The organism is Streptomyces sp. NPDC006134, from assembly GCF_040628835.1.
Lineage (GTDB): Bacteria > Actinomycetota > Actinomycetes > Streptomycetales > Streptomycetaceae > Streptomyces.
On the sequence record NZ_JBEXTV010000027.1, the window covers coordinates 85,465 to 111,027 of the forward strand.

Below are 25,563 nucleotides of genomic sequence, written 5' to 3' on the forward strand. Positions count from 1 at the left end.
GCCCGTCTGGGTCTCCGGATCAATCACGGTCAATGCGAGTCACCCCTGCCACGGTCTTCTGGCCGACCTCGACCGCGACCTCCACGCCCTCGGGCAGGTAGAGGTCGACGCGCGAGCCGAAACGGATCAGCCCGATCCGCTCGCCCTGCTCGACCTTGGTGCCCTGGGGCAGGTAGGGGACGATGCGGCGGGCCACCGCGCCGGCGATCTGGATCATCTCGATGTCGCCGAGCTCGGTGTCGAAGTGCCAGACGACCCGCTCGTTGTTCTCGCTCTCCTTGTTGAAAGCGGGAACGAAACCGCCCGGGATGTGCTCGACCGACGTCACCGTGCCGGCCAGCGGCGCGCGGTTGACGTGGACGTTGAGCGGGCTCATGAAGATCGCGACGCGGGTGCGTCCGTCCTTCCACGGCATGATGCTCTGCACCACGCCGTCGGCGGGCGAGATGACCCGGCCCTGGGCGATCTCGCGCTCGGGGTCGCGGAAGAACCACAGCATCCCCGCCGCGAGCGCGGTGGCGGGGACGGCAATGGCCTTGGCGGCGCCGGAACGGCGTGCGCGGGCCAGGCTGACGGCCGCGGTGGCGACGGTCGGGAGGAGCCACGGCGATGCTCCGCGCGCGAGGCGTACGCCGGCCAGGCTGTCGCGAGGTGCAGAGGTTTGGCTGTGGGGCATGGATGACCTTCGTAGCGGATGATGCCGCGCTCTGACGGGGGACGGCGGCTTTCCGGCGATCGTAGCGGCTCGGGGCGGCAACTGGGTAAGCCAGGAAGTGGAGTCGGCGGCCGAAGAACGCCTACGGGGTGTGATCTTCTTCTCCAAGAAAACACCCCGTACCCGGACATCTAGCCCTGGAATCGATACTCTTCGAGCAACCTGCGGCCGATGATCATTTTCTGGATCTCTGCGGTCCCTTCGCCGATGAGCAGCATCGGCGCCTCGCGGTAGAGGCGCTCGATCTCGTACTCCTTGGAGAAGCCGTAGCCGCCGTGGATCCGGAAGGCGTCCTCCACGACCTCTTTGCAGTACTCGGAAGCGAGGTACTTCGCCATCCCTGCCTCAAGGTCGTTTCGTTCCCCGGAGTCCTTTTTGCGTGCCGCGTTCACCATCATCGCATGCGCGGCCTCGACCTTGGTGGCCATCTCGGCGAGCTTGAACTGAATGGCCTGGTGCCGCGCGATCGGCTTGCCGAAAGTGTGACGCTGCTGGGCGTACCGGACACCCAGCTCGAAGGCGCGCTGAGCGACGCCGCAGCCACGCGCCGCGACGTTGACGCGGCCCACCTCCACGCCGTCCATCATTTGGTAAAAACCTCGGCCGGTCACCCCGCCGAGCACCCGATCGGCCGGAACGCGCAGGCCGTCCATGATGAGCTCGGTGGTGTCGACCCCCTTGTAGCCCATCTTCTCGATCTTGCCCGGGATGGTGAGGCCGGGACGGACCTCGCCGAAGCCGGGCTCCTTCTCCACCAGGAAGGTCGTCATCGACTTGTGCGGGGCCGTCCCCTCCGGGTGACCCTCGTCACTGCGGACCAGGACGGCCACCAGGGACGACGTACCGCCGTTCGTGAGCCACATCTTCTGGCCGGTCAGGACGTACTCGTCGCCGTCCCGGACCGCCTTCGACGTGATGGCCGCCACATCCGAGCCCAGGCCCGGCTCCGACATCGAGAAGGCGCCCCGGATGTCGCCGGCGGCCATCCTCGGCAGGAAGTGGTCCTTCTGCTCCTGTGTGCCGTGCTGCTTGAGCATGTACGCCACGATGAAGTGCGTGTTGATGATGCCGGACACCGACATCCAGCCGCGGGCGATCTCCTCCACGCACAGGGCGTACGTGAGCAGCGACTCGCCCAGCCCCCCGTACTCCTCGGGGATCATCAGGCCGAACAGGCCCAGCTCCTTCAGGCCGTCCACGATCGCCTGCGGGTACTCGTCGCGGTGTTCCAGCTCGGTCGCGACCGGGATGATCTCCTTGTCGACAAATTCCCGGACGGTGGAGAGGATCTCCTGCTGGACGTCGGTCAGACCGGCGGTCTGGGCGAGTCGGGCCATCACCGCTTCCCCTGTTCCCTCGGCTCGGGGCGGCCCGGCTGCTCTCCGCCGCGCTCCTTGACGTACGTCTCGGTCGGCACCATCACCTTGCGGCGGAACACGCACACCAGGGTGCCGTCCTGCTTGTAGCCCTTGGTCTCGACGTGCACGATGCCGCGGTCGTCCTTCGACTTCGACGGCCACTTGTCCAGCACGGTCGTCTCGCCGTAGATCGTGTCGCCGTGGAAGGTCGGCGCCACGTGCCGGAGCGACTCGATCTCCAGGTTGGCGATCGCCTTGCCGGAGACGTCCGGCACGGACATGCCGAGCAGCAGGGAGTAGACGTAGTTCCCGACCACCACGTTCCGGCCGAAGTCCGTCGTGTTCCCGGCGTAGTGGGAGTCCAGGTGGAGCGGGTGGTGGTTCATGGTGAGGAGACAGAAGAGGTGGTCGTCGTACTCCGTGACCGTCTTGCCCGGCCAGTGCTTGTACACCGCCCCGACCTCGAACTCCTCGTAGGTGCGTCCGAACTGCATCGCGCTCACGCCTCCGGGATCTCGAACGTGCTGGTGCGCTTCATGCCGGCGGCGCGGCCCTTGCCCGCGATGACCAGCGCCATCTTGCGGCTGGCCTCGTCGATCATCTCGTCGCCGAGCATCGCGGAGCCCTTCTTGCCGCCCGCCTCGGAGGTGTAGTACTCGTACGCGTCCAGGATCAGCTCGGCGTGGTCGTAGTCCTCCTGGGAGGGCGAGAAGACCTCGTTGGCGGCGTCCACCTGGCCGGGGTGCAGCACCCACTTGCCGTCGAAGCCGAGGGCGGCGGCACGGCCGGCGACCTCGCGGAAGCCGTCGACGTTGCGGATCTGGAGGTAGGGGCCGTCGATCGCCTGGAGGTCGTTGGCGCGGGCCGCCATCAGGATCTTCATCAGGATGTAGTGGTAGGCGTCGGCCGGGTAGCCGGGCGGCTGCTCGCCCACGACCAGCGACTTCATGTTGATCGACGCCATGAAGTCGGCCGGGCCGAAGATGATCGTCTCGATGCGCGGGGACGCCTGCGCGATCTCGTTGACGTTGTTCAGGCCGCGGGCGTTCTCGATCTGCGCCTCGATGCCGATGCGGCCCACCTCGAAGCCCATGGTCTTCTCGATCTGGGTGAGGAGGAGGTCCAGCGCCACGATCTGCCGGGCGTCCTGGACCTTCGGCAGCATGATGCAGTCCAGGTTCTGGCCCGCGCCCTCGACGACCGTGACGACGTCCCGGTACGTCCACTCCGTCGTCCAGTCGTTGACGCGCACGACCCGCGTCTTGCCCGTCCAGTCGCCCTCGTTGAGGAACTTCACGACGGTGTGCCGCGCCTCGGGCTTGGCGAGCGGCGCGCACGCGTCCTCCAGGTCCAGGAAGACCTGGTCCGCCGGGAGGCCCTGGGCCTTCTCCAGGAAGCGCGGGTTCGAGCCCGGTACCGCCAGGCAGGAGCGCCGGGGGCGAAGGCGGTTGACCGTAGTCATGCGGGGACCTCCAGGGGGTCGAGCTTGTTCGCGTTCCGGATCTCGTCCACGATCCGGCCGATGATGCCGGTGATGTCGAAGTCCTTCGGGGTGAAGACCGCGGCCACTCCGGCGGCCCGCAGCAGTTCGGCGTCACCGCTTGGGATGATGCCACCGGCGATCACCGGTATATCTGTGGCACCGGCCACACGGAGCCGCTCCAGCACGTCGGGGACGAGCTGCGCGTGCGAGCCGGAGAGGACGGACAGGCCGACCGCGTGCACGTCCTCCGCCAGGGCCGCGTCCACGATCTGCTCCGGGGTGAGCCGGATGCCCTGGTAGACCACCTCGAAGCCGGCGTCGCGGGCGCGTACGGCGATCTGCTCGGCGCCGTTGGAGTGCCCGTCCAGGCCCGGCTTGCCGACCAGGAAGCGCAGCTTGCCGACGCCGAGGTCACGGGCGGTCAGCTCCACCTTCCGGCGCACCTCGGACAGCCTGGAGCCCTCCTCGGCGGGGACGGCCACGGGCGCGGACGAGACCCCGGTCGGCGCCCGGAACTCGCCGAACACCTCGCGCAGGGCCCCGGCCCACTCGCCGGTCGTGACGCCCGCGCGGGCGCACTCCAGGGTGGCCTCCATGAGGTTCTCGGTGCCGCGCGCGGCCTCCTTCAGCCGCTCCAGCGCCTTGCAGGGGCGCGGGTGGTTGAAGGGAGGCTGGTAGCGGGTGTCCCGCCAGTGCCGCAACGACTCGATCACCCGTGCCTCCACCGCCGGGTCCACCGTCTGGATCGCGGTGTCCAGGTCGGCGGTGAGCGGGTTCGGCTCGGTCGACTCGAAGACGTTGACGCCGACGATCTTCTCCTGGCCGGACTCGATCCGGGCCCGGCGCGCCGCGTGCGAGGCGACGAGCTGCGCCTTCAGGTAGCCGGACTCGACGGCGGCCAGCGCGCCGCCCATCTCCTCGATCCGGTCCATCTCGGCGAGCGCGGCCCGGGTCAGCTCGTCCACCTTCGCCTCGATCACCTTCGAGCCGTCGAAGATGTCGTCGTACTCCAGCAGGTCGCTCTCGTACGCCAGCACCTGCTGGATGCGCAGCGACCACTGCTGGTCCCAGGGGCGGGGCAGGCCGAGGGCCTCGTTCCAGGCGGGGAGCTGCACGGCACGCGCGCGGGCGTCCTTGGACAGGGTGACCGCCAGCATCTCCAGGACGATCCGCTGGACGTTGTTCTCCGGCTGGGCCTCGGTCAGGCCGAGGGAGTTGACCTGGACGCCGTAGCGGAAGCGGCGGTGCTTCGGGTTCTCGATGCCGTACCGCTCCCGCGTGACCTGGTCCCAGATGCGGCCGAAGGCGCGCATCTTGCACATCTCCTCGATGAAGCGGACGCCCGCGTTCACGAAGAAGGAGATCCGGCCGACGACGTCGCCCATGCGCTCCTGCGGCACCTGGCCGCCGTCGCGCACGGCGTCCAGGACGGCGATCGCCGTCGACATCGCGTACGCGATCTCCTGCACCGGCGTGGCGCCCGCCTCCTGCAGGTGGTAGCTGCAGATGTTGATCGGGTTCCACTTCGGCATGTGGGAGACCGTGTACGCGATCATGTCCGTCGTCAGGCGGAGCGAGGGGCCGGGCGGGAAGACGTGCGTCCCGCGCGACAGGTACTCCTTGACGATGTCGTTCTGGGTCGTCCCCTGGAGCCGGCCGATGTCCGCGCCCTGCTCCTCCGCGACGACCTGGTAGAGCGCCAGCAGCCACATGGCCGTGGCGTTGATGGTCATGGAGGTGTTCATCTGCTCCAGGGGGATGTCCTGGAACAGCCGGCGCATGTCGCCGAGGTGCGCGACGGGCACCCCGACCCGGCCGACCTCGCCGCGGGCGAGGACGTGGTCGGGGTCGTAGCCGGTCTGCGTCGGCAGGTCGAACGCCACCGACAGCCCCGTCTGGCCCTTGGCGAGGTTGCGCCGGTACAGCTCGTTGGACGCCTCGGCGGTCGAGTGCCCCGCGTAGGTGCGCATGAGCCACGGCCGGTCCTTCTGACGCTCTGTCATCTACGCCCCTCAGACGTTCCGGAAGCGGTTGATGGCGTCGAGGTGCCGGGCGCGCATCTCGTGGTCGCGCACGCCCAGGCCTTCCTCGGGGGCGAGGCACAACACGCCGACCTTGCCCTGGTGGGCGTTGCGGTGGACGTCGTGGGCGGCCTGGCCGGTCTCCTCCAGCGGGTACACCTTCGACAGCGTCGGGTGGATCTTCCCCTTGGCGATGAGGCGGTTGGCCTCGTACGCCTCGCGGTAGTTGGCGAAGTGCGAGCCGATGATCCGCTTCAGCGACATCCACAGGTAGCGGTTGTCGTACTCGTGCATGTAGCCCGAGGTGGAGGCGCAGGTGGTGATGGTGCCGCCCTTGCGGGTGACGTACACGCTCGCGCCGAAGGTCTCGCGGCCGGGGTGCTCGAAGACGATGTCGATGTCCTCGCCGCCGGTGAGTTCGCGGATGCGCTTGCCGAAGCGCTTCCACTCCTTGGGGTCCTGGGTGTGCTCGTCCTTCCAGAACCTGTAGCCCTCGGCGTTGCGGTCGATGACGTGCTCGGCGCCCATCCTCCGGCAGATCTCGGCCTTCTCGGGCGAGGAGACGACACAGATCGGGGTCGCTCCGCCGGCGAGGGCGAACTGGGTGGCGTAGGAGCCGAGTCCGCCGCTCGCGCCCCAGATCAGGACGTTGTCGCCCTGCTTCATCGCCGCGCCGTTGCGGGAGACGAGCTGCCGGTAGGCGGTGGAGTTGACCAGGCCCGGGGCGGCGGCCTCCTCCCAGCTGAGGTGGGCCGGCTTCGGCATGAGCTGGTTGGTCTTCACCAGCGCGAGCTCCGCCAGGCCGCCGAAGTTGGTCTCGAAGCCCCAGATGCGCTGCTCGGGGTCGAGCATGGTGTCGTCGTGGCCGTCCGGCGACTCCAGCTCGACGGAGAGGCAGTGGGCGACGACCTCGTCGCCGGGCTGCCAGGCGTTGACGCCGGGGCCGGTGCGCAGGACGACGCCCGCAAGGTCGGAGCCGATGATGTGGTACGGCAGGTCGTGGCGCCTGGTCAGCGGCGACAGCTTGCCGTAGCGCTCCAGGAAGGCGAACGTCGGCACCGGCTCGAAGATCGAGGTCCACACCGAGTTGTAGTTGACCGAGGAGGCCATGACGGCCACCAGGGCCTCGCCCGGGCCGAGTTCGGGCACCGGGACCTCGTCCAGGTGGAGGGACTTGCGCGGGTCCTTGTCGCGGGTGTCCAGGCCCGCGAACATCTCGACCTCGTCCTTGTGGACGGTGATGGCGCGGTAGGACTCGGGGAGCGGCAGGGCGGCGAAGTCGGCCGGCGTGGAGTCGGGCGACTGGATCGCGGCCAGGATGTCCTTCACGGTCACGGTGTTGCCTCCGGCGGTGAGCGTCCTGAGCAAGGGGCGCTGAGGGGTGCGTCGGTGCTGCTGAGGTGGTGTGAGGGGGCCGTCGGTTCGGCGGGTGGAACGGTTCGGCGGCGCTTTGTGGCGCGGGAGGGTGCCTGTGACGCAGGCGTCCGGGCGCGCGGGCCAGGGGGCCGCGGGGACAGCCGGCGCGCGGTGGGTCGCTGCGCTCCGGCCGCCCGGACACCTTCAACGTATGGCACCCCGTGTCAGCCCGCAAGGCACTGGGTGCCAGTAATTGCTCTCAGATGAAATCTTTACGCATCAGATGAGCGATGATCGATCGAAAGTGGGCGGCGAGCGGCCGGAAAACCACCCCTGACATGCCAGAACGGCCACCCCGATGGGGTGGCCGTTCTCATGCCTCGCAACGGAAGGACGGGCTCAGCGCTCCTTGAGGGCCTGCTCGATCGTGCGCATGACCTCGTCGAGCGGGGCGTCGGTGCGGGCCACGGTCACCAGCACCTCGCCCTGGGTGGAGGCGGTCGCGGCGGCCGGCCGCGGGGCCGTGGCGCGGCCCGCCATGATGCCCGTGCCGAACGTCTTGCGCACGATCGCGAAGGCGTGGTCGAGCTGGGTCTCCACGTCGCCCTGCCCGCCCGCCCGCAGCCAGCGCCGCAGCACGTGGTTGTGGGCGGTGACCACGGCGGAGGCGGCGACCTCCGCCAGCAGCGGGTCGTCGTTGGCGTCGTCGGCGTGCGCGTGCTCGTCGAAGTGGCCGAGCAGGTAGCGGGTGAAGAGGCGTTCGTAGCGGGCCACCGACGCGATCTCCGCCTCGCGCAGGGCGGGCACCTCGCGCGTGAGCTTGTAGCGGGCGACCGAGATCTCCGGGCGGGCCGCGTACATCTTCATGACTTCCTTGATGCCGCGGCACACCGTGTCGAGCGGGTGCTCGTGCGCGGGCGCGGCGTTGAGCACGGCCTCGGCGCGGACCAGGGTGTCGTCGTGGTCCGGGAAGATCGCCTCTTCCTTGGAGCGGAAGTGGCGGAAGAAGGTGCGGCGGGCGACCCCGGCCTGGGCTGCGATCTCGTCGACGGTGGTCGCCTCGTACCCCTTGGTCGCGAACAGCTCCATCGCCGCCGCCGCCAGTTCTCGGCGCATTTTCAGCCGCTGGGCGGCGGCACGGCCGCCCGCGGTGCTCTCCGGCGCATCGGGCGTGGCGGGTGTACGTGAGGACTTGGCGGGCTGGGACATGCCCTGAACGTACTGCATGTGCGCAGCTCGGTGCGCATGACCGGGGTCCGCCCGGACTCCGGGGGGCGGGGGAGGGGCACCTCGGGCGGGCGTGGGCCGCCCGCCCGGGGCCAGCAGTCCGCCCCAGCCGTCACCGGGCCGGAACCGGTCGCCGGGCCGTTCAGCGCTTGGCATGTTCGCGGAAGCCACGGCCGGTCTTGCGGCCGAGGCAGCCCGCGGCCACCAGGTGTTCCAGCAGCGGCGCCGGCGCGAGCCCCGGGTCGCGGAACTCGCGGTGCAGGACCTTCTCGATGGCGAGCGAGACGTCCAGCCCGACGACGTCCAGCAGTTCGAAGGGGCCCATCGGATAGCCCCCGCCCAGCTTCATCGCCGCGTCGATGTCGTCGAGCGAGGCGTAGTGCTCCTGCACCATCTTGACCGCGTTGTTCAGGTACGGGAACAGCAGCGCGTTCACGATGAACCCGGCCCGGTCCCCGCAGTCCACGGGGTGCTTCCCGATCGCGGCGCAGACCTCGCGGACGGTGGCGTGCGCGTCGTCCGCCGTCAGCACCGTGCGGACCACCTCCACCAGCTTCATCGCCGGGGCCGGGTTGAAGAAGTGCATGCCGATCACGTCCTGCGGGCGCGAGGTGGCGCGGGCGCAGGAGACCACCGGCAGGGAGGAGGTCGTGGTGGCCAGGACGGCGCCCGGCCGGCACACCTTGTCCAGCGTGGCGAACAGCTGCCGCTTGACCTCCAGGTCCTCCGCGACCGCCTCCACCGCCAGATCGACGCCGGCGAAGTCGTCGTAGGTGCCGGCGGGCCGGATCCGCTCCAGGGCCCGCGCGGCGGCCCCGGCGGTCAGCCGGCCCTTGTCGACGGAACGGGCCAGGGAGGCGCCGACGCGGGCCTTGGCGGCCTCGGCCTTCTCCGCGCTGCGGGCGGCGAGGACCACCTCGTACCCGGCCTTGGCGAAGACCTCCGCGATGCCGGACGCCATGGTGCCCGAGCCCGCCACCCCGACCGAGCGGACGGGACGCCCGGGAACCCGCGGGCCGTCCTCCCGCGGCGTCAGCGCGTCCGGCACCACGGCCGGGCTGCCGGGCGCCTCGTAGGTGTAGAAGCCGCGCCCCGCCTTGCGGCCCGTCAGCCCCGCCTCGCCGAGCTGCCGCAGGATCGGGGCCGGGGCGTGCAGCCGGTCGCGGGAGGCGGCGTACATGGCCTCCAGGACCGTGCGCGCGGTGTCGATGCCGATGAGGTCGAGCAGGGCGAGCGGGCCCATGGGCAGCCCGCAGCCCAGCCGCATCGCGGCGTCGATGTCCTCGCGGGAGGCGTACTTCGCCTCGTACATCGCCGCGGCCTGGTTGAGGTAGCCGAACAGCAGCCCGTCGGCGACGAAACCGGGCCGGTCGCCGACCGCGACGGGCTCCTTGCCCAGGTCCAGGGCGAGGTTGGTGACCGCCGTGACGGCCGCGGGCGCCGTCAGCACGGACGAGACGACCTCCACCAGCCGCATCACCGGGGCGGGGTTGAAGAAGTGCAGGCCCAGCACCCGTTCGGGGCGGGCCGAGTCGGCGGCCAGGCGCGTGACGGACAGGGCGTTGGTGCCGGTCGCGAGGATGGCCTCCGGCCGCACGATGCCGTCCAGCTCCCGGAAGATCTGCTGTTTGATCTCGTACGACTCCGGCGCCACCTCGATCACCAGGTCGGCGTCGGCCGCCGCCCGCAGGTCGGTCGAGACGCGCACCCGGGCGAGGGCGTCCGCGCGCTCCTGCTCGGCCAGCCGTCCGCGGGCGACGGCACGGGCGGTGGCGGCCTCCAGCGCGGCGACGGCCCGCGCGGTCTGGGCCTCGCCGATGTCGATGCCGACGACGTCGCGGCCGGCCTTGGCCAGGACCTCGGTGATGCCGGTGCCCATGGTGCCGAGGCCGACGACGGCGACGGTCCGCAGCGGGGACGGAGGGGTGTCGGACAGGGGAGAGGCCATCGCGGACTCCAGGAATGAGGGGTGACGACGGGAGGACGCCTCCGGGTGCGCCGACGGGCGCACCGGGTGCGTCATGCGTGAGGAGTGCGGTGCCACCGGGCTGCGAGCGCGCACGCCCGGTGCCGTCGGGCGGGGCGTGCACACGCCCGCGCGCGGCGGCCGGACCGGCCGGCCCTGTCCCGAGGCCGTGCCGTACTGCGGTACCCGAGGTACCGAACCGACGTCCCCCACTGCCTGACGGCGTGGGGTGGTGAAGTCCCGCGCGGCGGCCGCGTCACCAGACCGCCGCGAGGAGCGTCGCGAGTGGGTAACTCGCTCGTCTGAGCTTAACCGCCCGGTAACGAGCGCGCCAGCCCTCGCCCTTGGCGGGGTACGCCGGCGATGTGCGCCCCCGACGGCCGGCCGGCCCCTAATCTCGGTGCCATGGACGAAGAGTTGCGAGCGGTCACGGAGCGTCTGCGGGCCGAGTCCGGGGGCACGGCGGCGTACGAGCGCCTCGTGGCGACCGGGGACCACGACGAACTGGCGGCCGTCCTCACCGAGCCCGGCCGGCCCCTGTGGGCCCGGGAACTGGCCGCGTTCCGGCTGGGGCTGGCGGGGGACCGGCGGGCCTTCGAGGCCCTGGTGCTGCTGCTCAACCACCGCGACCCGCCGCGCTGCGCCGCCGCCGCCCACGCCCTCGCCCGCCTGGGCGACCCGCGCACCGCCCGGGCCGCCGCCGCGCTCGCCACCAACGAACTGCGCGTCGCCTACGCCCTCCACCCGGTCCGGCTCCTGGTCGAGCTGCGCGCCCCGGAGGCGGTGCCCGCGCTGATCACCGCACTGCGGCGGCGGCTGCGCCCGCACGACCCCTACCGCCGGGTGGCCCTCGCCTGCGTCGAGGGCCTCGGGGCGCTCGGCGACCCCCGCGCCCGGCCCGTCCTCGACGAGGCCCTCGCCCACCCGGCCCTGGCCGAGGCGGCGGTACGGGCGCTGGCGCGGATCCCGAAGCAGCGGTGAGGCCGGTGAAGCCGGTGAGGCCAGGACGGCCCGCCGGCCCACCGGCCGCCCGGCGTACCGGACTTCGGGCACGGCGAGGCCGCCCCGACGGCCCGTCACCCGCTCAGTGGCGGAAGCCCAGCAACCGGTGCAGGGCCGAGCCGCGCGAGGGCGCCGAGGCCGTCTCCGGCTCCGGCGGCACCGGGTCCGGCAGCGCCGGGCACACCGCGTCCGCCCCGCCGCCACCGCCGCGCGGCACGGTGCCGTCGGCCAGATAGGCCGCCAGGTGCCGGTCCAGGCAGGTGTTTCCGCTCAGGGTGACGCCGTGGTTCCCGCCGCCCTCCTCGACCACCAGACGGGACCCCGCCAGCAGCCGGCGGACCGTGACGGCCCCCTCGAACGGGGTGGCGGCGTCGTGCGTCGCCTGGAACAGCAGGACCGGCGGCAGCGCGTCGTTGGCGATGTCCACCGGCCGCCGCGCCCGCACCGGCCAGAACGCGCACGGCGCGTTGTACCAGGCGTTGTTCCAGGTCAGGAACGGCGCCTTCGCGTGCAGGTCCCGGTGGTCCGCGCGCCAGCGGTTCCAGTCGCGCGGCCAGCGCGCGTCCCGGCACTGCACCGCGGCGTAGACGCTGTAGCCGTTCTCCCCCGCCGCGTCGACGGCGCCGAGGTCCTCGTACGCCGCGACGAGCGGACCGGCGTCCCCCTCGCGCGCGTACGCCGCGAACGCCGCCGCCAGGCGCGGCCAGTGGCTGTTGTGGTAGCCGCCGGGGAGGAAGGTGTCCTCCAGCTCCGCGGCCCCCACCTTCCCGCCCGCCGGCCTCCCGGCCAGTTCCGCCCGCATCGCGTACCACCGGGCCCCGACCCGCTCCGGGTCCCTGCCGAGCCGGTACGTCGCGTGGTGCCGGGCGACCCAGGCGAGGAAGGCGCGGTGGCGGTCGTCGAACGCCAGGTCCTGGCGGAGGTTGGCCTCGTACCAGACGGCGGACGGGTCGACGACCGAGTCCAGGACCAGGCGCCGCACCCGCTCGGGGAACAGCTTCGCGTACACGGCGCCGAGATAGGTCCCGTACGAGTAGCCGAGGTAACTGATCCTCCGCGCGCCCAGCGTCGCCCGGATCGCGTCCATGTCCCGCGCGGCGCCGACCGTGTCGAGGTGCGGCAGCACGCGCGCGTACCTCTTCCCGCAGGCGTCGGCGAAGGACTTCGCGCGCGTGAGGTTGGCCCGCCCGGCCGCGGGCGTGAGGGGCACGGAGCCGGGGCGCACGGGGGCGAAGTGGCCCGGCCGGCAGTTCAGGGCGGGCCTGCTCGCGCCGACGCCCCGCGGGTCGAAGCCGATGACGTCGTACCGGGCGGCCACCTCCCGGGGCAGCGCGGAGGCGACGAATCCGGCGAGCGTCCGCCCGCTGCCCCCGGGACCTCCGGGGTTGACCAGCAGCGGCCCCTGGGAGGTCCGCGCGGTGTGCGGGACGCGGGTGAGCGCCAGCGTGATCCGCTCCCCGCGCGGGCGGGCGTGGTCGAGCGGCACCGCCAGGGACGCGCACTGGAGCGTGGGATGGCCGGCCGTGCCGCACTTCCTCCAGGCGATCCCCGCGGCGGGCGGGGCGTCCGCGCGCGGGGGCGCGCCCGCGCCGGCGGGGACGGCGGCGACGGTCCCGGCCACCACGGCCGCGGCGCCGCACAGCACGGCCGCGCGGTGTCTCATGGGTCCTCCCGGAACGGCGGGGCGGTGGACCGCGAGGGCCGCGGTCCTCGCCGCATCGTCCCGGGAAGCCGCCACGGACGAACACATCCGGCCCGCACGTGACCCGATCGGGCCGCCGGATGCCCTCGAATGCCCCGGCCGCTTTCCGTCTGCTCCCGCCCGCTCCTGTCCGCTGAAGCCTCCGCGGTGGCCCTGGACCCGGAAGCGACGCTTGTCCCTCCGATGGCGCGGGGCGGGTCGCCGGGCCGGGTTCGAACGCCCCGATTTGGCGGCCGGAGGCCGGGGTGGTTGGCTTGCCCCGACCCTGAGAACCACCTCCTGGAGGAACCCGATGGCGCAGGTCGAGGCCACGACGGAGCGGATCGTCGCCGCGGACGCGGAGACGGTGTTCGACACCCTCGCCGACTACAGCGGCACACGCGCGAAGCTGCTGCCCGAGCAGTTCAGCGAGTACGAGGTCCGCGAGGGCGGCGACGGCGAGGGCACCCTCGTCCACTGGAAGCTCCAGGCCACCAGCAAGCGCGTCCGCGACTGCCTGCTGGAGGTCACCGAGCCGTCCGACGGCGAACTCGTCGAGAAGGACCGCAACTCCTCCATGGTCACCACCTGGCGGGTCACCCCGGCCGGCGAGGGCAGGTCCCGGGTCGTCGTCACCACCACCTGGAAGGGCGCCGGCGGCATCGGCGGCTTCTTCGAGAAGACCTTCGCGCCCAAGGGCCTCGGCCGCATCTACGACGCGCTGCTGGCCAGGCTCGCCGCCGAGGTGGAGAAGTAGCCAAGAGGTGCTTGTCGAGGGCGCGTTGGAGCCCTCACCGGTTCGAGTGATCTCCGCGCGTGCGCCGGCGTACGCCGTAACTCGTCGCACTTGTTCGCAGTTGCCCCTCCATGCGGGACATCTGCGCAAGTGCGACGAGGGGAGCCACACGTGGGCGGGACCACTCTGGTGCGGGACGAACCGGTCGCCGCGCCTTCCAGGACCGGGGCTCCGGAGCCGGCGCAGGCTCCTCCGCTCGGTCCGCGCCGGGTCCGGCTGGTCTTCTGCGGGCTGATGCTGGCGCTGCTGCTCGCCGCCCTGGAGCAGATGATCGTCGCCACCGCGCTCCCGAAGATCGTCGGTGAGCTGCACGGCCTGGACAAGATGTCCTGGGCGATCACCGCCTACCTGCTCACCTCCACCGTCGGACTGCCGATCTACGGCAAGCTCGGTGACCTCTGGGGCCGCAAGGGCGTCTTCCAGTTCGCCATCCTCGTCTTCGTCGTCGGCTCCGCGCTCGCGGGCCGGGCGCAGACCATGGACCAGCTCATCGCCTTCCGCGCCGTGCAGGGCGTCGGCGCGGGCGGCCTGATGATCGGCGTGCAGGCGATCATCGCGGACATCGTGCCGCCGCGGGACCGGGCCCGGTTCATGGGCCTGATCGGCGCCGCCTTCGGGCTGGCCTCCGTCGCCGGACCGCTGCTCGGCGGCTACTTCACCGACCACCTCTCCTGGCGGTGGTGCTTCTACATCAACGTGCCGTTCGGCCTGGTCACCATGGCCGTCGTCGCCGTCGTCCTGAAGCTGCCGAAACCACAGGGCAAGCCCCGCCTGGACGTCCTCGGCGCGCTGCTGCTGGCCGCCGCCTCCACCTGCCTGGTGCTGCTGACCAGCTGGGGCGGCACCGAGTACGCCTGGGACTCGCGCGTCATCCTCGGCCTGGCCGCCGGTGCACTGGCGGCCACCGTCCTCTTCCTGGTCGCCGAGCGCTTCGCCGCCGAACCCCTCATCCCGCTGCGCCTGTTCCGCGACTCGATCTTCAACATCACCGGCCTGGTCGGCCTCGTCGTCGGCATCGCCCTGTTCGGCGCCGCCAGCTACCTGCCGACCTTCCTGCAGATGGTCGACGGCGCCTCCGCCACCGAGTCCGGCCTGCTGATGCTGCCGATGATGGGCGGCATCGTCGGCGCCTCGATCGTCTCCGGGCAGCTCATCAGCCGCACCGGGCGCTACCGCGCCCACCCCATCCTCGGCGGCGCGCTCTCCGTCGCCGGCATGTGGCTGCTGTCCCGGCTCGACACCGACACGCCCCGCCTGCACTACAGCGTCTGGATGGCCGTCCTCGGCGCCGGCATCGGCATGGTGATGCCCGTCCTCGTCCTCGCCGTGCAGAACTCCGTACGCCCCGCCGACCTGGGCACCGCCACCAGCGCCAACAACTACTTCCGGCAGATCGGCGGCAGCGTCGGCGCGGCGGTCTTCGGGACCCTCTTCGCCGACCGGCTCACCGACGCCCTCGCCGGCCGGCTCCCCGCCGAGGCCGGCACCGGGCTGCCCGCCGCCGAGTCCCTCACCCCGCAGCTCGTCCACGCACTGCCCCCGCAGCTGCGCGACGCCTACATCCAGGCGTACGCCGACGCGATGCCCCGGATCTTCCTCTACCTGGTGCCGGTCCTCGTCCTCGGCCTGCTCCTCGCCCTCTTCCTCAAGGAGACCCCCCTGGTGAACAGCACCGCGCCCCACCACACCCCCGCCACCGGGACACCGGCCGCGCCGCAGCCGGCCGGCCCGATCCCCCAGGCCCGGTCGCCGTACGCCGCCGGCACCCCCGTCTGCGGCACGGTGCAGCACCCCGACGGCACCGTCGTGCCCCGCGCGGCGCTCACCCTCATCGACGTCGCCGGACAGCAGGTCGGCCGGGGCGCCAGCGGCGACGACGGCCGGTACGCGATGGGCACGCCGGGTCCGGGGTCGTACGTCCTGATCGCCGCGGCCGGCGGCCACCAGCCGCAGGCGGTCTCCGTGACCGTCGGCGAACGCCCCGTCGAGCTGGACGTCGTCCTCGGCGGCGCCGGACGCCTGGCCGGCACCGTGCTCACCGCCGACGGCAGCCCCGTACGCGACGCCACCGTCACCCTCACCAACGTGCACGGCGAGGTCGTCGCCAGCACCCGCAGCGGCCGTGAGGGCGGCTACGTCATCACCGAGCTGGTGGCCGGCGAGTACACCCTCGCCGCCAGCGCGCCCGCCTTCCGCCCGGCCGCCCTCCCCGTCAGCGTCCAGGCCGCCCGGGAGACCCGGCAGGACATCGAGCTCGCGGGCGGCGCCGTGCTGCGCGGCACCGTGCGGGCCGGTGACGGGCGGCTCGTGGAGGACGCGCGCGTGACCCTGCTCGACGCGGCCGGCAACGTCGTCGACACGCTCACCACCGGCCCCGACGGCGTCTTCCGGTTCGTCGACCTGTCCTCCGGCGAGTACACCGTCATCGCGGCCGGCTACCCGCCCGTCGCCACGGTGCTCCAGGTGGCCGGAGGCGGACGCACCGAACGCGATCTTCAGCTCGGGCACGAGGACTGATGCCGCCGCGCCCTCGGCACAGGCCCCTGCCGGCGCCCCGGCTTTCGGCAGGGGGCTCGGCCGGGTGACGCCGCCGCGCGTCCCCGGCACGGCGGGGAAAGGGCCGCCGGGGCTTGCCCGGGCGCGTACCGGCGGCGGGGACCGGCCGCCGTTCCCGGCGTGGTCAGGACGCGCTACCCGCGTCCGGCCCGCAGCCAGGCGGTGATCCATCCGGCCTGCATCGCGGCGTCGAGGAGGTGGGTGGGCCGGATCCGCCGCCGGGGCACGTAGACCAGGTCGACGGCGAGCAGGGTCAGGGCGGTGCCCAGGCCGATACGGCGGGCGCCGGCTCCGCACCCCGGACGGCACGGCGGTGCACGAGCGGGACGGGGTGCGGTCAGCAGGGCCTGGAGGGGCCGATCCGTACCCGCCGGACCCCTTCCGAGTAGTGCGCCACGGGTTCGCCGGAGGCGGCGGGAAGGCCCGCGGCGGCGGTCAGGGTCTCCTCCAGCCCGACCACGGCGGCACCGGCCAGCGGCCACGGCTCGTGCTCCACCGGCGTCTCCCAGAGCAGGCCGAGCCGGCGGGTGTACGACCGCCGGCGCGAGGTCAGCCACACGTCCCGTTCCGTCGGGGCGACCGGGCCGCCGGGGCGGACGACGAGGCGGTACGCGGCGCCGCCGCCCCACCGGGACCCCTCGTACGTGACCGTGCCGCCGTGGACGGAGACGCGCAGCGTGCCCGGGTGGTACGGGACGCCCACGGCGCGCGCCGCCAGCATCGGCGGGAAGGCGACCTCCAGGGACAGGAACCACAGGCCGTCCCGCCCGTCCCGGCGGCGGACGTAGGTCCGCAGGTTGGTCTCCGCGAACGCCGGGAGCCCGGGCAGCCGGGCCGGCACGCCCGGCGGGCGCACGCCGGCCATGACGAACGGGGTGAGCCCCACCCAGGCGGTGCCGTCGTACTCGTCCACAATCAGCCCCTCGGGCAGGAGCGCCTGCACCGCCTCGGACGGGTACGGCCAGTGGAGGAAGGTCTGCGTCAGCCAGCGGGCCCGCAGCACGGGCAGCCGGACCCGCTCCTGAGCTCCGTACGCCACCACGGGCGACGGGTTTCCGCGGACGGCCGCCGGAAACACACCGCCGTCCCGGTGATCAGGTGCCGGGCGAGCGGCTACATTGGCGGCACCGTTGCCGTGCGAGGGAGGACGGAGCCGGGCATGAAGATCCTCATCAGCGCCGACATGGAGGGCGCGACGGGCGTCACCTGGCCGGCCGACGTGCTGCCCGGGACGCCGCAGTGGGAGCGGTGCCGGTCGATGTTCACCTCCGACGTCGACGCCGCCGTGCGGGGCTTCTTCGACGGGGGCGCCGACGAGGTGCTCGTCAACGAGGCCCACTGGACCATGCGCAACCTGCTGCTGGAACGGCTCGACGAGCGGGTGCGGATGCTCACCGGACGGCACAAGTCCCTGTCGATGGTGGAGGGCGTGCAGCACGGCGACGTGGACGGCATCGCCTTCGTCGGCTACCACGCGGGCGCCGGCATGGAGGGCGTCCTCGCCCACACCTACCTCGCCAACTCCATCACCGGGGTGTGGCTGAACGACGTACGGGCCAGCGAGGGACTGCTCAACGCGCACGTCGTCGCCGAGTACGGCGTCCCGGTCGTGCTCGTCACCGGCGACGACGTGGCCTGCGAGGACGCGCTCGGGTACGCGCCCGGGGCGCTGAAGGTCGCCGTGAAGGACCACGTGTCGCGGTACGCGGCCGTGTGCCGCACGCCCGCGCGGACCGCCGCCGAGATCCGGGCGGCGGCGAAGGAGGCAGCGTCGCTGGCGGTGCGCCACGAGCCCGTGCGCGGCGGGCCGTACACCGTCGCGGTGGAGTTCGACGCCGAGCACCTGGCGATGGCCGCGACGGTCGTGCCGGGGGTGGAGCACATCGGGGAGCGCAAGGTGGCGTACACGCACGGGACCATGTACGAGGCGATCCGGACGTTCAAGGCGGTCACCACGATCGCCTCGGCGGCGGTGGAGGAGCAGTATGGCTGAGCAGCCGGACGAGCGGGCCCTCGACGAGGTGGTGACGTTCACCTCCGACCTCATCCGGATCGACACCACCAACCGGGGCGGCGGCGACTGCCGGGAGCGGCCCGCCGCCGAGTACGCCGCGGCGCGCCTCGCCGAGGCGGGGATCGAACCCGTCCTGCTGGAGCGTGCCAAGGGCCGGACCAACGTCGTCGCCCGGATCGAGGGCACCGACCCCGCGGCCGGCGCGCTGCTCCTGCACGGGCACCTCGACGTGGTGCCCGCCGAGGCCGCCGACTGGAGCGTGCACCCGTTCTCCGGGGAGATCCGCGACGGGGTCGTGTGGGGGCGCGGCGCGGTCGACATGAAGAACATGGACGCGATGATCCTCGCCGTGGTGCGGGACTGGGCCCGCACCGGCGTGCGGCCCCGGCGGGACGTGGTGGTCGCGTTCACCGCGGACGAGGAGGCCAGCGCCGAGGACGGCTCCGGCTTCCTCGCCGACCGGCACGCCGCGCTGTTCGAGGGCTGCACGGAAGGCGTGAGCGAGTCGGGCGCCTTCACCTTCCACGACGGCGCCGGGCGGGAGCTCTACCCGATCGCGGCCGGGGAGCGCGGCACCGCCTGGCTGAAGCTGACCGCGCGCGGCCGGGCCGGGCACGGCTCCAAGGTGAACCGGGAGAACGCGGTGACCCGGCTCGCCGCGGCGATCACCCGGATCGGCGAGCACGCGTGGCCGCTGCGCCTGACCCCGACCGTGCGCGCCGCCCTCACCGAACTCGCCGCCCTGTACGGCATCGAGACCGGCCCGGACGACGTGGACGCCCTGCTGGACAAGCTCGGGCCCGCCGCGAGCCTCGTCGAGGCCACCGTCCGCAACAGCGCCAACCCCACCATGCTGGACGCCGGTTACAAGGTGAACGTCGTCCCGGGCGCGGCCGTCGCCCATGTCGACGGGCGGTTCCTGTACGGCACCGAGGAGGAGTTCCGCGCCACGCTCGACCGGCTCACCGGGCCGGACGTGGACTGGGAGTTCGCCCATCGCGAGGTCGCCCTCCAGGCGCCGGTGGACTCGCCGACGTTCGCGCGGATGCGGGCCGCCGTCGAGGCGTTCGCCCCCGAGGGGCACGTGGTGCCGTACTGCATGTCGGGCGGCACGGACGCCAAGCAGTTCTCCCGGCTGGGCATCACCGGGTACGGCTTCGCGCCGCTGAAGCTGCCGGAGGGCTTCGACTACCAGGCCCTCTTCCACGGCGTCGACGAACGCGTCCCCGTCGAGGCGCTCCACTTCGGCGTCCGCGTCCTGGACCGCTTCCTGCGCACGGCCTGAGAGAGCCCGAGAGAATTCCGCAAGCCCGAGAGGAGAAGGGGACAGCGTGCAGACCCTGGCGTACGGAGCGTGGCCCTCGCCCGTCGGCGCGGCGCTCGCCGCCGCCCACGACGGGCGCCCGGAGGACGTGGGCTTCGTCGGCGAGGAGGTGTGGTGGACCGCACCGCGGCCCGCGGAGGGCGGGCGGCGCGCCCTGGTGCGCAGGCGCGCCGACGGGACCGAGGAGACGGTGCTGCCCGCGCCGTGGAACGTGCGCAGCCGGGTCATCGAGTACGGCGGCCGGCCCTGGGCCGCGACCGTGGACGGCGACGGGCCGCTGGTGGTGTTCGCGCACTTCCCCGACCAGCGGCTGTACGTCGTCCGGCCGGGCGGAGGCGAGCCGCGCCCGCTGACCCCCCTCTCCCCGGTCGGCGGCGGACTGCGCTGGGCGGAGCCGCAGCTCGTGCCGGAGCGGGGCGAGGTGTGGTGCGTCCTGGAGGAGTTCACCGGCGACGGGCCCACCGACGTGCGCCGGGTCCTCGCCGCGGTGCCGCTGGACGGCTCGGCGGCCGAGGACCGGGGCGCGGTCCGGGAACTCACCGAAGAGCGGCACCGGTTCCTCACCGGGCCCCGCCTCTCGCCCGACGGGCGGCGCGCCGCCTGGCTCGCCTGGGACCACCCGCGCATGCCGTGGGACGGCACCGAACTGGTCCTCGCCGACCTCGCCCCCGACGGCACCTTCACCTTCCCCCGCACCGTGGCCGGCGGCCCCGAGGAGTCGATCGCCCAGGTGGACTGGGCGCCCGACGGCTCCCTGCTGTACGCGAGCGACCGCACCGGCTGGTGGAACCTCTACCGCGACGGCAGGCCGCTGTGCCCGCGCGCGGAGGAGTTCGGCGGGCCGCTGTGGAAACTGGGCCTGCGCTGGTTCGCCCCGCTGGAGGGCGGTCTGATCGCCGTCCTGCACGGCCGCGGCGCCCCCGCCCTCGGCATACTCGACCCGGAGACCGGCGAGATCGCCGACGCCGCGGGCCCCTGGACCGAGTTCGCGCCCTCGCTCGCCGCGCTCGGCGAGCGGGTGGCGGCCGTGGGGGCGAGCCCGCACAGCGGCTACGAGGTGATCGAGCTGGACACGCGGACGGGCCGCGCCCGCGTGATCGGCGCCGCCCACCGCGACGCCGTGGACCCCGCCTACTACCCCCGGCCCCAGGTCCGTACCTTCACCGGTCCGGACGGGCGCGAGATCCACGCGCACGTCTACCCGCCGCACCACCCCGAGTGCGCCGCCCCCGCGGGGGAACTGCCGCCCTACGTCGTCTGGGCGCACGGCGGCCCCACCGGCCGGGCCCCGCTCGTCCTCGACCTGGAGATCGCCTACTTCACCTCGCGCGGCATCGGCGTCGCCGAGGTCAACTACGGCGGCTCCACCGGGTACGGGCGGGAGTACCGCAACCGGCTGCGCGAGCGGTGGGGCGTCGTCGACGTCGAGGACTGCGCCGCCGTCGCCCGCGCCCTGGCCGACGAGGGCGCCGCCGACCGGGACCGGATCGCCGTGCGCGGCGGCAGCGCGGGCGGCTGGACCGCCGCCGCCTCGCTCGCCACGACCGGCGTCTACGCCTGCGGCACGATCCTCTACCCGATCCTCGACCTGACCGGCTGGGGGACGGGGGAGACCCACGACTTCGAGTCGCGGTACCTGGAGACGCTGATCGGGCCGTACGCCGAGGTGCCCGAGCGGTACGTGGAGAGGTCCCCCGCCGCGCACGCCGACCGGGTCACCGTCCCGTTCCTGCTGCTCCAGGGGCTGGACGACGTGATCTGCCCGCCCGTGCAGTGCGAGCGCTTCCTGGCCCGGATGGCGGGCCGCGGGGTGCCGCACGCCTATCTCACCTTCGAGGGCGAGGGGCACGGCTTCCGGCGGGCGGAGACGATGGTGCGGGCACTGGAGGCCGAACTGTCCCTGTACGCGCAGGTCTTCGGCCTGGAACCGAGGGATGTCCCGGTGCTGGAGCTGGCCGGGTGACGTCCGTGGAGCCCCTGCTGCGTCCGGCCCGGCTCGCCCCCGGCGCCCGGGTGGCCGTCGTCGCGCCCAGCGGGCCGGTGCCCGAGGAGCGGCTCCAGGCCGGGCTCGACGTGCTGCGCGGCTGGGACCTCGACCCGGTCGTGGCGCCCCATGTCCTCGACCGGCACGGTACGTTCGGCTATCTGGCGGGCACGGACGCGGACCGGGCCGCCGACCTCCAGGCCGCCTGGTGCGACCCGTCCGTCGACGCGGTGCTGTGCGCCCGCGGCGGGTACGGGGCGCAGCGGATCGCCGACCTGCTCGACTGGGAGGCGATGCGGGCGGCCGGGCCGAAGGTGTTCGTCGGCTTCAGCGACATCACGGCGCTGCACGAGGCGTTCGCCACCCGGCTGGGGCTGGTCACGCTGCACGGGCCGATGGCGGCGGGAGCGGACTTCCTCAAGAACGCGCGGGCGCAGGAGCACCTGAAGGCCACGCTGTTCGCCCCGGAGACGGTCCGCGCGATCGCCTCCGGCGGCACGCCCCTGGCCCCCGGGCGGGCGCGGGGCGTCACGCTCGGCGGCTGCCTGTCCCTGCTCGCCGCCGAACGGGGCACCCCGCACGCCCGCCCCTCCGCCCGTGGCGGGCTGCTGTGCCTGGAGGACGTGGGGGAGGAGCCGTACCGGCTGGACCGCTGCCTCACCCAGCTGCTGCGCGCCGGCTGGCTGGACGGGGTCCGCGGGGTGCTGCTCGGGTCCTGGGAGCAGTGCGGGCCCTATGAGGGGCTGCGCCCGCTGCTCGCCGACCGGCTCGGCGGCCTCGGGGTGCCGGTGGTGGAGGAGTTCGGCTTCGGCCACTGCGCGGGGGCGCTGACGATCCCCTTCGGGGTGACGGCCGAACTCGACGCCGACGCGGGCACGTTGACGCTCGTCGAACCGGCGCTGCGCTGAGCCCGGCACGGCGCCCGGCCGCCGTCGGGACCCCCCTCCCGGTGATCGGCCTGCGCGGGCATCGACGGGGCCGCCGCCTCCCGGCTGATCGGCTTCCTGGGCGGCCGGCGCGCCGCCGACAGCCGGTCCTGTTCGCCAAGCCGTACGACGTGGCGCCGGACGGCACCCGGACCCTGGTGCACTGCCTCGTCGCCCCGTCCGGGTGCCCGGCGTGACGCGGAGCTTCACCGTCACCCTGCCCGGGATCGTGCACCGCCACGAGCGGGGCCACCGGCTCCGGTCCGTGATCGCGGCGGGCGGCGGAGCCTGCGCCGGGAACCGGGGGACCACGCCGGTGACCGTGGTCGGCGCACCCGGGGACACCGGGGTGACCGGGCCGCCGGTGACCGGCGGGTGACCCGTGGGCGGGCGTCGTAAGCTGGCGCCGTGCCCCACCACGCTTCCCGGTACCTCGCCGAAGGCCCCCGCGTGGGCATACGCCCCTTCACCCACGAGGACGGCGCCGAGTTCACCGCCCGGACGCGGGAGAGCAAGGACCTGCACCACCCCTGGCTCTTCCCGCCGGACAACGACGAGGCGTACGCGGTCTACGCGGGCCGGCTGATCGAGGACCCGGCCAGAGCCGGATTCCTGGTGTGCGAGAAGGGCGACGGCTCCCTCGCCGGGTTCGTCAACATCAACAACATCGTCCGCAGCGGCTTCCTCAGCGGGACCCTGGGCTACGGCGCCTTCGTGCACGCGGCGGGGCGCGGGCTGATGCGGGAGGGGCTCGGCCTCGTCGTGCGGTACGCGTTCGGGCCGATGGGGCTGCACCGGCTGGAGATCAACGTCCAGCCGGGCAACGCCGCGTCGATCGCGCTGGCCCGCGCCTGCGGGTTCCGGCTGGAGGGCTTCTCCCCGAAGATGCTCTACATCGACGGGGCCTGGCGCGACCACCAGCGGTGGGCCCTCACCGCCGAAACGGCGCCCTTCGGCCGGCCTTCCCCGTGACCGGGTCCGTGACCCGCGCTCCACGGTCACGGACCCGGCCACCCGGTGAGGTCAGGCGCGGCGGTCGACGTACTCGTACACCGCCCCGTCGGGGTGTCTGGCGATCAGGTTGCGGCCCGCCGGGGTCGCGACCGGGCCCGCGATGATGTCGGCGCCCAGCTCGGCGAGGGTGTGGCGGGTGTCCTCGACGTCCGTCACGGCGATCGTCGCGGCGACCTTGCGCAGCACCTCCAGCTCGGACTCCGGTCCGCTCATCAGCAGGAAGCAGCCCACCGCGGCCACCTGGACGCCGCCGCGCCCGAAGCGCAGGGCTCTGCCGCCCGCGAGACGCTCGTAGAAGGGGATCGCTTTCTCCAGGTCGTCGACGCAGACGCGCAGCGTCGCTCCGAGAATCTCCATACGGGCGAGCCTAGTTGGGGCAGGCGCCTGCGCGCGGCAGGGGGCCGTCGCGCACGGCGTTATGCGTACGCGTGTACGGGTACCCGGGCGCGCATGGATCGCTTGGATCACCTGGAGCACCTGGACAAGCACCTGGCCGACGAACTGGCGCAGGTGGCGCGCGAGACCGTGCGCGACGAACTGCGCCGGCAGACGCGCACGCAGCGCCGCAAGGCCACGCTGTACGCCGCCTCCGGCGCCGCCGCCCTGTACGCGGGCGCGGCCCTCGCCCTCACCGTGGGGCTCGTCCTCGCCGCCGGTCTGCCCGACTGGGCCGCCGCGCTGATCACCGCGGCGGTCCTGGCCGCGGCGGCGTACGCACTGCGCGCCGCGGCCCGGACCGGCGGACACGGGACGGGCCACGCGTCCGCGACGGCGACCGGGGCCGCGGCCGGGGTCAGCGCCGGCCGTGACCGTGTGGCCGGCGGCGCTCCGCCCGTCGCGACGCCGGGCGCCCCCGGCACGCCGTACCCGCCGATGCCGCCCGGCCCGCCGGGAGCGGGCACGCACGCGCCCCGCACCCCGGCGCCGCGCCGGGGCGACACCGGTTCCGGGGCATCGCGGGGCCGGGCGGACTGAGCCGTGCGCGAGTTCCGGAAGCGTCCCCTGTCCCCGGACCGCCCCAGGGCCGTCGTGGTGACGGGCGCCGGCGGCGGCGTGGGCCGGGCCACGGCCCGTGCCTTCGCCGCCCGCGGTGACCGCGTCGCCCTGCTGGCCCGCGGACGCGAGGGCCTGGCCGCGGCGGCGGAGGAGGTGGAGCGGGCCGGCGGCGAGGCCCTCGTCGTCCCCGTGGACGTCTCCGACGCCCAGGCCGTCGACGAGGCCGCGGAGCGCGTCGCCGACACGTTCGGCGGCATGGACGTGTGGGTCAACAACGCCTTCACCGGAGTCTTCGGGCCGTTCACCGAGATCGGGCCCGACGAGTACCGCCGGGTGACCGAAGTGACGTACCTGGGGTACGTGTTCGGCACCCGGGCCGCCCTGCGCCACATGCTGCCGCGCGACCGCGGCACCATCGTCCAGGTCGGCTCCGCGCTCGCCTACCGCGGGATTCCGCTGCAGGCCGCGTACTGCGGGGCCAAGCACGCCATCCAGGGCTTCAACGAGTCGCTGCGCTGCGAACTGCTCCACGCGCGCAGCGGCGTCCGTACGACGATGGTGCAGCTGCCCGCCGTCAACACCCCCCAGTTCGACTGGGTGCTGAGCCGGATGGCCGGGCAGGCCCGCCCCGTCGCGCCCGTCTACCAGCCCGAGGTCGCCGCGCGGGCCGTCGTGCACGCCGCCGGGCACGCGCGGCGCCGCGAGTACTGGGTGGGCGGCTCCACCGCAGCCACGCTGCTCGCCAACGCGGTCGCGCCCGGGCTGCTGGACCGGTACCTGGCCCGGACCGGGTTCGACGCCCAGCAGGACCAGGGCGGACCCCGGGGACCGGTCAACCTGTGGCGCCCCGCGGACGGCCCGGACGGGCGTGACCACGGCGCGCACGGGCGCTTCGACGCGGAGTCCGCCGCGAGCAGCCCGCAGGCATGGCTGTCGCGCCATCGCAACCGGGCCGGGGCGGCGGCCCTGGCCGGAGGGCTGGGCGCCGTCGTCGCGGCGGGGCTGCGACGCCGCGCGCGGTGAACCGGTCCGGGTACGACGGGCCGGGCGGCCGGGGCGCGTCCGTGTCGTGCACGTTGCGCAGCCCGAAGGAGATCGTCACCGCGTCGAAGGTGTCGTCCTTGAACGGCAGCCGCGTGGCGTC

The 25,563-nt window shown here is 73.5% G+C and carries 21 protein-coding genes and 2 pseudogenes; 11 read left to right on the plus strand and 12 right to left on the minus strand.

What is annotated here, in order from left to right; genetic code table 11:
- Positions 1–19: 19 nt before the first annotated feature.
- The 8 genes from ABZ340_RS19370 to ABZ340_RS19405 all read right to left on the minus strand — a co-directional run bounded on the left by ABZ340_RS19370 (position 20) and on the right by ABZ340_RS19405 (position 10,108).
- Positions 20–676, minus strand: a complete 657-nt coding sequence (locus tag ABZ340_RS19370; protein WP_358782994.1) for a phosphatidylserine decarboxylase — start codon at positions 674–676, stop codon at positions 20–22.
- A gap of 170 nt (positions 677–846) precedes the next feature.
- Complete coding sequence (locus ABZ340_RS19375; protein ID WP_358782995.1) at positions 847–2,052, minus strand: acyl-CoA dehydrogenase family protein; 1,206 nt, start codon at positions 2,050–2,052, stop codon at positions 847–849.
- Positions 2,052–2,567, minus strand: a complete 516-nt coding sequence (locus ABZ340_RS19380) for a MaoC family dehydratase (protein ID WP_358783015.1) — start codon at positions 2,565–2,567, stop codon at positions 2,052–2,054. The genes ABZ340_RS19375 and ABZ340_RS19380 overlap by 1 nt, the downstream gene beginning before the upstream one ends.
- A gap of 5 nt (positions 2,568–2,572) precedes the next feature.
- Positions 2,573–3,535, minus strand: a complete 963-nt coding sequence (locus ABZ340_RS19385; RefSeq protein WP_358782996.1) for a CoA ester lyase — start codon at positions 3,533–3,535, stop codon at positions 2,573–2,575.
- Positions 3,532–5,559 carry a protein meaA gene (locus ABZ340_RS19390; RefSeq protein ID WP_358782997.1) on the minus strand — a complete coding sequence of 676 codons (2,028 nt, stop codon included), beginning with the start codon at positions 5,557–5,559 and terminating at the stop codon, positions 3,532–3,534. The genes ABZ340_RS19385 and ABZ340_RS19390 overlap by 4 nt, the downstream gene beginning before the upstream one ends.
- A gap of 9 nt (positions 5,560–5,568) precedes the next feature.
- Entirely contained in the window at positions 5,569–6,906 is a 1,338-nt protein-coding gene (gene ccrA, locus ABZ340_RS19395) for a crotonyl-CoA carboxylase/reductase (RefSeq protein ID WP_358783016.1), read from the minus strand.
- 426 nt (positions 6,907–7,332) lie between these two features.
- On the minus strand, positions 7,333–8,142 hold the full coding sequence (locus tag ABZ340_RS19400) for a TetR family transcriptional regulator (protein ID WP_358782998.1): 810 nt from the start codon (positions 8,140–8,142) through the stop codon (positions 7,333–7,335).
- A 160-nt stretch (positions 8,143–8,302) separates the two neighbouring features.
- The gene (locus tag ABZ340_RS19405; protein ID WP_358782999.1) at positions 8,303–10,108 is read right to left on the minus strand and encodes a 3-hydroxyacyl-CoA dehydrogenase NAD-binding domain-containing protein; all 1,806 of its coding nucleotides are present in this window, start codon (positions 10,106–10,108) and stop codon (positions 8,303–8,305) included.
- Between the two features lie 423 nt (positions 10,109–10,531).
- Here ABZ340_RS19405 and ABZ340_RS19410 point away from each other — a divergent pair, with 423 nt between their 5' ends.
- Complete coding sequence (locus ABZ340_RS19410; RefSeq protein ID WP_358783000.1) at positions 10,532–11,107, plus strand: adenylosuccinate lyase; 576 nt, start codon at positions 10,532–10,534, stop codon at positions 11,105–11,107.
- A 103-nt stretch (positions 11,108–11,210) separates the two neighbouring features.
- On the opposite strand, the gene ABZ340_RS19415 is transcribed toward ABZ340_RS19410, so the two are convergent.
- Positions 11,211–12,791 carry an alpha/beta hydrolase gene (locus tag ABZ340_RS19415; RefSeq protein ID WP_358783001.1) on the minus strand — a complete coding sequence of 527 codons (1,581 nt, stop codon included), beginning with the start codon at positions 12,789–12,791 and terminating at the stop codon, positions 11,211–11,213.
- A gap of 331 nt (positions 12,792–13,122) precedes the next feature.
- Between ABZ340_RS19415 and ABZ340_RS19420 the strand changes: the two genes are divergently transcribed.
- Positions 13,123–13,566 (plus strand): SRPBCC family protein, encoded by a 444-nt coding sequence (locus ABZ340_RS19420; protein ID WP_358783002.1) that lies wholly within the window; start codon positions 13,123–13,125, stop codon positions 13,564–13,566.
- 150 nt (positions 13,567–13,716) lie between these two features.
- Positions 13,717–16,122, plus strand: a complete 2,406-nt coding sequence (locus ABZ340_RS19425; RefSeq protein WP_358783003.1) for an MFS transporter — start codon at positions 13,717–13,719, stop codon at positions 16,120–16,122.
- A 376-nt stretch (positions 16,123–16,498) separates the two neighbouring features.
- Here ABZ340_RS19425 and ABZ340_RS19430 read toward each other — a convergent pair whose 3' ends face one another.
- Complete coding sequence (locus ABZ340_RS19430; protein ID WP_358783004.1) at positions 16,499–17,203, minus strand: DUF2071 domain-containing protein; 705 nt, start codon at positions 17,201–17,203, stop codon at positions 16,499–16,501.
- A gap of 117 nt (positions 17,204–17,320) precedes the next feature.
- Here ABZ340_RS19430 and ABZ340_RS19435 point away from each other — a divergent pair, with 117 nt between their 5' ends.
- From ABZ340_RS19435 to ABZ340_RS19460, 6 genes and pseudogenes are all read left to right on the plus strand, one after another.
- Positions 17,321–18,154: a M55 family metallopeptidase gene (locus ABZ340_RS19435; RefSeq protein WP_358783005.1), complete on the plus strand. Its 834-nt coding sequence runs from the start codon at positions 17,321–17,323 to the stop codon at positions 18,152–18,154.
- Positions 18,147–19,460 carry a M20/M25/M40 family metallo-hydrolase gene (locus ABZ340_RS19440; protein WP_358783006.1) on the plus strand — a complete coding sequence of 438 codons (1,314 nt, stop codon included), beginning with the start codon at positions 18,147–18,149 and terminating at the stop codon, positions 19,458–19,460. Before ABZ340_RS19435 ends, ABZ340_RS19440 begins: the two co-directional genes overlap by 8 nt.
- Before the next feature lie 46 nt (positions 19,461–19,506).
- Positions 19,507–21,462, plus strand: a complete 1,956-nt coding sequence (locus ABZ340_RS19445) for a prolyl oligopeptidase family serine peptidase (RefSeq protein WP_358783007.1) — start codon at positions 19,507–19,509, stop codon at positions 21,460–21,462.
- Between the two features lie 5 nt (positions 21,463–21,467).
- Complete coding sequence (locus ABZ340_RS19450) at positions 21,468–22,391, plus strand: LD-carboxypeptidase (protein ID WP_358783017.1); 924 nt, start codon at positions 21,468–21,470, stop codon at positions 22,389–22,391.
- 119 nt (positions 22,392–22,510) lie between these two features.
- A pseudogene (locus ABZ340_RS19455) lies at positions 22,511–22,788 on the plus strand (peptidase S15); the annotation flags it as partial.
- A 29-nt stretch (positions 22,789–22,817) separates the two neighbouring features.
- Positions 22,818–23,381, plus strand: coding sequence for a GNAT family protein (locus ABZ340_RS19460; protein ID WP_358783008.1), 564 nt, complete (start codon positions 22,818–22,820; stop codon positions 23,379–23,381).
- Between the two features lie 51 nt (positions 23,382–23,432).
- Here ABZ340_RS19460 and ABZ340_RS19465 read toward each other — a convergent pair whose 3' ends face one another.
- A complete protein-coding gene (locus ABZ340_RS19465; RefSeq protein WP_358783009.1) occupies positions 23,433–23,780 on the minus strand; it encodes a VOC family protein in 348 nt (115 codons plus the stop codon).
- A gap of 93 nt (positions 23,781–23,873) precedes the next feature.
- On the opposite strand from ABZ340_RS19465, the gene ABZ340_RS19470 reads away from it, so the two are divergent.
- Both ABZ340_RS19470 and ABZ340_RS19475 read left to right on the plus strand, forming a co-directional pair.
- Positions 23,874–24,398, plus strand: a complete 525-nt coding sequence (locus ABZ340_RS19470; protein WP_358783010.1) for a hypothetical protein — start codon at positions 23,874–23,876, stop codon at positions 24,396–24,398.
- Between the two features lie 3 nt (positions 24,399–24,401).
- A complete protein-coding gene (locus ABZ340_RS19475) occupies positions 24,402–25,442 on the plus strand; it encodes an SDR family oxidoreductase (RefSeq protein ID WP_358783011.1) in 1,041 nt (346 codons plus the stop codon).
- A 34-nt stretch (positions 25,443–25,476) separates the two neighbouring features.
- Here the strand turns inward: ABZ340_RS19475 and ABZ340_RS19480 are convergent.
- A pseudogene (locus ABZ340_RS19480) lies at positions 25,477–25,563 on the minus strand (class I SAM-dependent methyltransferase); the annotation flags it as partial.

Coding starts and splice junctions, on each gene's coding strand:
- ABZ340_RS19370 (WP_358782994.1), bottom strand. CDS start 676: ATGCCCCACAGCCAAACCTCTGCACCTCGCGACAGCCTGGCCGGCGTA.
- ABZ340_RS19375 (WP_358782995.1), bottom strand. CDS start 2,052: ATGGCCCGACTCGCCCAGACCGCCGGTCTGACCGACGTCCAGCAGGAG.
- ABZ340_RS19380 (WP_358783015.1), bottom strand. CDS start 2,567: ATGCAGTTCGGACGCACCTACGAGGAGTTCGAGGTCGGGGCGGTGTAC.
- ABZ340_RS19385 (WP_358782996.1), bottom strand. CDS start 3,535: ATGACTACGGTCAACCGCCTTCGCCCCCGGCGCTCCTGCCTGGCGGTA.
- ABZ340_RS19390 (WP_358782997.1), bottom strand. CDS start 5,559: ATGACAGAGCGTCAGAAGGACCGGCCGTGGCTCATGCGCACCTACGCG.
- ABZ340_RS19400 (WP_358782998.1), bottom strand. CDS start 8,142: ATGTCCCAGCCCGCCAAGTCCTCACGTACACCCGCCACGCCCGATGCG.
- ABZ340_RS19405 (WP_358782999.1), bottom strand. CDS start 10,108: ATGGCCTCTCCCCTGTCCGACACCCCTCCGTCCCCGCTGCGGACCGTC.
- ABZ340_RS19410 (WP_358783000.1), top strand. CDS start 10,532: ATGGACGAAGAGTTGCGAGCGGTCACGGAGCGTCTGCGGGCCGAGTCC.
- ABZ340_RS19415 (WP_358783001.1), bottom strand. CDS start 12,791: ATGAGACACCGCGCGGCCGTGCTGTGCGGCGCCGCGGCCGTGGTGGCC.
- ABZ340_RS19420 (WP_358783002.1), top strand. CDS start 13,123: ATGGCGCAGGTCGAGGCCACGACGGAGCGGATCGTCGCCGCGGACGCG.
- ABZ340_RS19435 (WP_358783005.1), top strand. CDS start 17,321: ATGAAGATCCTCATCAGCGCCGACATGGAGGGCGCGACGGGCGTCACC.
- ABZ340_RS19440 (WP_358783006.1), top strand. CDS start 18,147: ATGGCTGAGCAGCCGGACGAGCGGGCCCTCGACGAGGTGGTGACGTTC.
- ABZ340_RS19465 (WP_358783009.1), bottom strand. CDS start 23,780: ATGGAGATTCTCGGAGCGACGCTGCGCGTCTGCGTCGACGACCTGGAG.
- ABZ340_RS19470 (WP_358783010.1), top strand. CDS start 23,874: ATGGATCGCTTGGATCACCTGGAGCACCTGGACAAGCACCTGGCCGAC.